The sequence below is a fragment of the Streptomyces sp. GbtcB6 genome, assembly GCF_019091475.1.
Taxonomy (GTDB): Bacteria; Actinomycetota; Actinomycetes; order Streptomycetales; family Streptomycetaceae; genus Streptomyces; species Streptomyces hyaluromycini.
This window is the reverse complement of the sequence record NZ_JAGXJL010000116.1, coordinates 1-6,106: the sequence shown is the minus strand read 5'-3', so window position 1 is coordinate 6,106 and position 6,106 is coordinate 1. Positions and strand designations below refer to the sequence as shown.

At 72.3% G+C, this 6,106-nt stretch carries 7 protein-coding genes; all 7 read left to right on the top strand.

The window, feature by feature from the left end:
• The first annotated feature begins 90 nt into the window (after window positions 1–90).
• Window positions 91–861 (top strand): 2,3-dihydro-2,3-dihydroxybenzoate dehydrogenase, encoded by a 771-nt coding sequence (locus tag KVT45_RS54045; protein ID WP_217562337.1) that lies wholly within the window; start codon window positions 91–93, stop codon window positions 859–861.
• Between the two features lie 19 nt (window positions 862–880).
• Entirely contained in the window at window positions 881–1,540 is a 660-nt protein-coding gene (locus tag KVT45_RS54040; RefSeq protein ID WP_217562335.1) for an isochorismatase family protein, read from the top strand.
• Window positions 1,541–1,566: 26 nt separating this feature from the next.
• On the top strand, window positions 1,567–3,456 hold the full coding sequence (locus KVT45_RS54035; RefSeq protein ID WP_217562333.1) for an anthranilate synthase family protein: 1,890 nt from the start codon (window positions 1,567–1,569) through the stop codon (window positions 3,454–3,456).
• Complete coding sequence (locus KVT45_RS54030; RefSeq protein ID WP_217562331.1) at window positions 3,444–3,785, top strand: YdhR family protein; 342 nt, start codon at window positions 3,444–3,446, stop codon at window positions 3,783–3,785. The genes KVT45_RS54035 and KVT45_RS54030 overlap by 13 nt, the downstream gene beginning before the upstream one ends.
• Window positions 3,786–3,845: 60 nt before the next feature.
• Window positions 3,846–4,358, top strand: coding sequence for a shikimate kinase (locus KVT45_RS54025; RefSeq protein ID WP_217562329.1), 513 nt, complete (start codon window positions 3,846–3,848; stop codon window positions 4,356–4,358).
• A gap of 110 nt (window positions 4,359–4,468) precedes the next feature.
• Window positions 4,469–5,764 (top strand): 3-phosphoshikimate 1-carboxyvinyltransferase, encoded by a 1,296-nt coding sequence (gene aroA / locus KVT45_RS54020; RefSeq protein ID WP_217562327.1) that lies wholly within the window; start codon window positions 4,469–4,471, stop codon window positions 5,762–5,764.
• A gap of 43 nt (window positions 5,765–5,807) precedes the next feature.
• Window positions 5,808–6,106, top strand: a 299-nt coding sequence (locus KVT45_RS54015; RefSeq protein WP_217562325.1) for an FAD-dependent oxidoreductase, incomplete at its 3' end; no start/stop codon positions are given.

The following is a 6,106-nucleotide window of genomic DNA, read 5'->3' as shown; positions in this document are numbered from 1 at the left end:
CGCAGCAGGCCATCGAGGTGACCTCGGTCTGGCGGGGCTGATCCCGCCGTCCCGTCCCCGAACTCGTCGACAACACAAGGAGGTCACACCGTGCAAGGAACTCTCGCCCTGGTCACCGGGGCGGCCGGCGGTATAGGAGAGGCCGTCGCCCGGCTGCTGGCCGAACGCGGAGCGAAGGTCGCCGCCACGGACCTCGATGCGGAGAGGATCGCCGCCACGGCCGCCGCGTTGCGCGCCCGGGGCCTGGACGTGACCGGCTTCGCCGCCGACGTCACCTCCTCCGCCGCCGTGGAGGAACTCGTCGACCGGGTCGAGGCCCGGCTCGGTCCGGTCGCGTACCTGGTGAACGCCGCCGGTGTGCTGCGTACCGGCCAGGCCCACGCCCTGTCGGACAGGGACTGGAACGCCACGTTCGCCGTGAACGCCACCGGCGTGTTCCATGTCTCGCGCGCCGTGGTCAACCGCATGATCCCCCGCGGCACGGGCGCCATCGTCACGGTCGCGTCGAACGCCGCGGGCACCGCGCGCGCCGAAATGGCCGCCTACGCGGCGTCCAAGGCCGCCGCGACCGCCTTCACCAAGTGCCTGGGCCTGGAGGTGGCGCACACGGGCATCCGCTGCAACGTGGTCGCCCCCGGCTCCACCGACACCCCGATGCTGCACGGGATGCACACCGCCGACACCGCCGCCAGGACGTCGATCGCGGGCAACCCGGAGCAGTACCGGGTGGGCATCCCGCTGGGCAAGGTCGCCCGCCCCGAGGACGTCGCGAGGACCGTCGCCTTCCTGCTGTCGGACGAGGCCGGGCACATCACGATGCACGAGCTGACCGTGGACGGCGGAGCCACCCTCGGTGTCTGAGAACGAAAGGAACCCTCCCATGCCCGGCATCCCCCCTGTCGAGCCCTATCCCCTGCCCACCGCGGAGCAACTCCCCGAGAACACGGTCGACTGGCGGCCGGATCCCCGGCGTGCGGTGCTCCTGCTGCACGACATGCAGGAGTACTTCCTCGCACCGTTCCCGCGCACCACCGAACTCGGCCGGGCCCTGGTGGACAACACGGCGCGACTGCGCACGCGGGCCAGGGCGCTGGGCATGCCCGTCGCCTACACCGCGCAACCCGGCAGCATGACGCCCGAGCAGCGCGGGCTCCTCAAGGACTTCTGGGGCCCCGGCATGCGGGCCACGCCCGAGCATCGCCGGGTGGTCTCCCCGCTGGAGCCGGACGAGGGCGACTGGATCTTCACCAAGTGGCGCTACAGCGCCTTCTTCCGGACCGGCCTGCTGGCCCGGATGCGCGAGGAGCGCCGTGACCAGCTGATCATCTGCGGTGTCTACGCGCACGTGGGCGTCCTGATGACGGCGGTGGAGGCGTACACGAACGACATCCAGCCGTTCCTGGTGGCCGACGCGGTGGCCGACTTCTCGGCCGGCTACCACCGGCTGGCCCTCACCTACGCCGCCGAGCGTGCCGCCAGGGTCATGACGGCCCAGGCGGTGCTGACCGACCTCGGCGCGACCACGGTGGCAGCGCAGTGAGCGCGCCCGAAGGCGAAAGGACCCCCATGACCGGGCAGGACGGCACGCTGTTGCTGTCGCACATCCTCGACGGCTCGACCGAGGCATTCGCCCTGCTGCACCGTCCGGAGGCGGCAGGAGAGGACGCCCTCGAGGTGCTGACCGGTGAGATGACGCGGGTCGGCACCCTCGACGCTCTCGAACTCGACGACGCGCAGGACACCGGCGCCCGGCAGGAGCTGCTGGTGCTCGTCCCCTACCGGCAGCTGGCCGAACGCGGCTTCGCGGCCCCCGACGACGGCAGTCCGCTACTGGCGATGCGGGTGCGCGAACAGGCCTCGCTCTCGCTGCGGGAGAACCTGGGGCGGCTGCCGGACCATCCGGTCAAGGTGGCCGAGGGCCACTTCGACATCGACGACGACACCTACGCCGAGACGGTACGCCGCGTCATCGCCGACGAGATCGGTACGGGCGAGGGCGCCAACTTCGTGATCAAGCGGTCCTTCGTCGCCCAGCTCCCGGACTTCGGGGTGTCCGCCGCGCTGTCGTTCTTCCGCCGCCTCGTCGAGCGGGAGGCGGGCGCGTACTGGACGTTCCTCATCCACACCGGGGAGCGGACCTTCGTCGGAGCCACTCCCGAGCGGCACATCAGCGTCCACGACGGCCAGGCGGTGATGAACCCCATCAGCGGCACCTACCGTTACCCGGGGTCCGGTCCCGACCTGGACGGTGTCCTGGCCTTCCTCGCGGACACCAAGGAAGCCGACGAGCTGTACATGGTCGTGGACGAGGAACTGAAGATGATGGGCCGGATCTGCCCCGGGGGCGGCCGGGTGGTGGGGCCGTACCTGAAGGAGATGGCGCGTCTGGCGCACACCGAGTACTTCATCGAGGGCCGGACCGACCGCGATGTGCGCAGCATCCTGCGCGAGACCCTGTTCGCGCCGACGGTGACGGGCTCCCCGCTGGAGAGCGCCGCCCGGGTCATCCGCCGCTACGAGCCGGAGGGGCGCGGCTACTACAGCGGCGTGGCCGCCCTCATCGGACGCGACGCCGCGGGCGGGCGCACGCTGGACTCCTCGATCCTGATCCGCACCGCCGACATCGACACAGCCGGGATGATGCGGATCGGGGTGGGCGCGACACTGGTGCGTCACTCCGACCCCGCCTCCGAGGTACAGGAGACCCGGGCCAAAGCGGCGGGACTGCTGGCGGCGCTGGGCGGGGCCGAACCCACCCGGTTCGGATCGCACCCGGCGGTGCGCGAGGCACTCGACGCCCGCAACGACGGCATCGCGCGATTCTGGCTGAAGGACACGGCCGGTCCCGGTCGGCACACCGGCTCGCTCGCCGGGCTCAGGGTCCTGGTGGTCGACGCCGAGGACACGTTCACCGAGATGATCGCGCACCAGATCCGTTCCCTGGGCTGCGAGGTGGACGTCCGCCGCTTCGACGAGTCGTACGACTTCGACGCGCACGACCTGGTGGTCATGGGCCCGGGGCCGGGCGACCCGCGCGAGACGGCTCACCCGAAGATCGCACATCTGCGCGCGGCGGTGGCCCAGCTCATGGCGGAGCGCAGGCCCTTCCTCGCCGTCTGCCTGAGCCATCAGGTGCTCAGCACGCTGCTCGGCCTGGACCTGGTGCGCCGCCCGGCGCCCAACCAGGGCGCCCAGCACGACATCGACCTGTTCGGCAGCCCGGTCCGGGTGGGCTTCTACAACACCTTCGCCGCCCGGTGCGGCACGGACGCCTTCGAGCACCCGCTGCACGGCAGGATCGAAGTGAGCCGTCATACGGGGACGGGCGAGGTGCACGCGCTGCGGGCGGCCGGGTTCGCGTCGATGCAGTTCCACGCCGAGTCCGTGCTGACCGTGGACGGGCCGGACATCATCGGCTCCATGCTCCGGGAGGTGTCCGGCGCATGCACGCGGTGATCGTCTGGTGGGATCTGGCGCGCTCGCGGCAGACCATCGAGTCGCTGCGCGGCTTTCTGCGCGAGGAGGCGGTGGAGCGCTTCTCGCACGTGCCCGGCCTGCGGCTGAAGTTCTGGATCTCCGACCCGGCGAGCCGGCGGTGGGGAGCGGTGCTGCTGTGGGAGTCACGGCAGGCCGCGCAGGCCGTCCTGCCCAACCGGGCCGCCGACCTGATCGGCTATCCGCCGACCGAGCGGCACGCCTTCGACGTGGAGGCCACCGTGGAGGGCGAATTCGCCCTGGCCGCGCTCGTCGGACGGGGACTGGCGCTCGAACCGGCCGGCCCCTGACGCGTTCCCCGTACCCGCCCGCACCGGGATCCTCCGGCTTGACGCGAAAGGCGACACTCCATGACCGGACCCGCGGCCGTCCTCATCGGCATGCCCGGGGCAGGCAAGACGACCGTCGGCCTGGCCCTGGCCGACCTGCTCGGGGTGTCCTTCCGCGACACCGACCACGATGTGGCGCGAGTGACCGGCCGGCCCGCCGCGGAGGTGCTGAAGGACAGGGGCGAGGCAGCCTTCCGGCAGGTGGAGCACCAGGTGACCGTCGCCGCGCTGGACGAGCACACCGGTGTTCTCGCCCTGGGCGGCGGCGCGGTGCTCCACGAGGGGACGCGCGCCCGGCTGGCCGGCTGCCGCGTCGTGCATCTGTGGGCCGGTCTCGACACGCTCGTGCTGAGGATCGGCGACGACGACAGCCGCCCGTTGCTCCACGGCGACCCCCGGCAGCGGCTCACCCGGCTGATGCACGACCGGCTGCCCCTCTACCGGCGGCTGGCGACGGTATCGGTGCGCGCCGAACACCGTGCTCCCCGGGAGATCGCCGACGAGATCGTCACGGTGCTCACCGCGGCCGCCTGACGTCCGGGACGCGCTTTTCCGGCCCCTGTCCCCCGCCCGGTTCCCTGCGCCGTCCCGCACCACCGGCCCCCGCCGGGATGCCGGCCGCCCCCTCCCGACGAAGGACAGCGATGATCACCGCCAGCGCGCCGCACCGGGCGTTCAACGCCCGCGTCCCCGGCTCGAAGTCACTCACCAACAGAGCCCAGCTGCTCGCCACCGCGGCCGGCGGGAGCAGCACGCTCACCGCCCCCCTCATGAGCGAGGACACCCTGGCGTTCCGCCGGGCACTGATCCAACTGGGCGCCGGCATCGAGCCGTTGCCCGACGACAGCGTCTGGCGGGTGACGGGCCTCGGCCGCGGCCCGCAGGGCAGCGGGCGGATCTGGTGCGCGGACGCGGGCACGGCCGCGCGCTTCCTGCCACCGCTGGCGGCCACGGGGCACGGCGATTTCGTGTTCGAGGGCAGTGAGCAGCTCACCGCCCGCCCCGTGGCCCCGCTCGCCGCGGCACTGCGCGGCCTGGGCGCCCGGGTGCGCACCGCCGCGGGCGGGACACTGCCCCTGCGGGTGGCGGCAGGCCGCCTCGACGGCGGCAGGCTGGAGGTCGACGGCGGGCTCAGCAGCCAGTTCCTCAGCGGGCTGCTCATGGCGGGCCCGCTGCTCGCCGGCCCGCTGCGGATCAGGGTGCGCGACCTGGTCAGCCGCCCCTACATCGACATGACCCTCACGCTGATGCGGCACTTCGGTGCCGAGGTGGCCGAGGACGCGGCGGGGGAGTTCATCGTCCGCCCCACCGGCTACCGCGCCGCCGATCTGCGCATCGAACCGGACGCCTCCACCGCCTCGTACTTCTTCGCCGCCGCGGCCGTCACCGGGAGCAGTGTGACGGTGGACGGCCTCGGCCGGGAGAGTCTGCAGGGCGATGTGCGCTTCGTCGACGTACTGGAGCGCACCGGGGCCCGCGTACACCGCGGCCGGGAGGCGACCACCGTCACCGGAACCGGCGTGCTCAGGGGCGGGTTCGTGGTGGACATGGGCGAGATCTCCGACACCTTCATGACGCTGGCGGCGATCGCGCCGCTGGCGGACGCCCCGATCACCGTGCGCGGCATCGGTCACGCGCGGTTGAAGGAGTCGGACCGTATCGAGGCCGTCGCGCGGAATCTGCGCTCGACAGGTGTGCGCACCGAGACCGGCCCGGACTGGATCACCGTGCACCCGGGCCCCACGTCTCCGGCGCGCATCGCCTGCCACCGCGACCACCGGATCGCGATGGCGTTCTCCGTGCTGAACCTGCGGACCGGCAACCTCACCCTCGACGATCCCGGCTGCGTCGCCAAGACGTTCCCCGGCTTCCACGAGGAACTGCACCGGCTCTTCCCACAGCATCCGCTGCCGGCATCCGCCGCGCGCGACCGTCGGTGACGCCCGATCAACCATTCATCCACTGGAAGGGATTGGACAGACCATGGCACACATCGTGATCGCCGGGGGCGGTATCGGCGGGCTCGCGACGGCACTGTCGCTGGCCCGGCGCGGGCACCGCGCCACCGTGCTGGAGCGCAGCCACACCTTCGCCGAGATCGGCGCCGGCATCCAGCTCGGCCCCAACGCCTTCCATGCCCTGGACCGCCTCGGCGTGGGTGAGAGGGTGCGCGAACGCGCGGTGTCCATCGACGAGTTGCGCGTCATGGACGGCTCCACCGGCGAGAAGGTCGCCGCCATGGAGCTGACCGGCGCCTACCGGGAGCGCTTCGGCAACCCGTA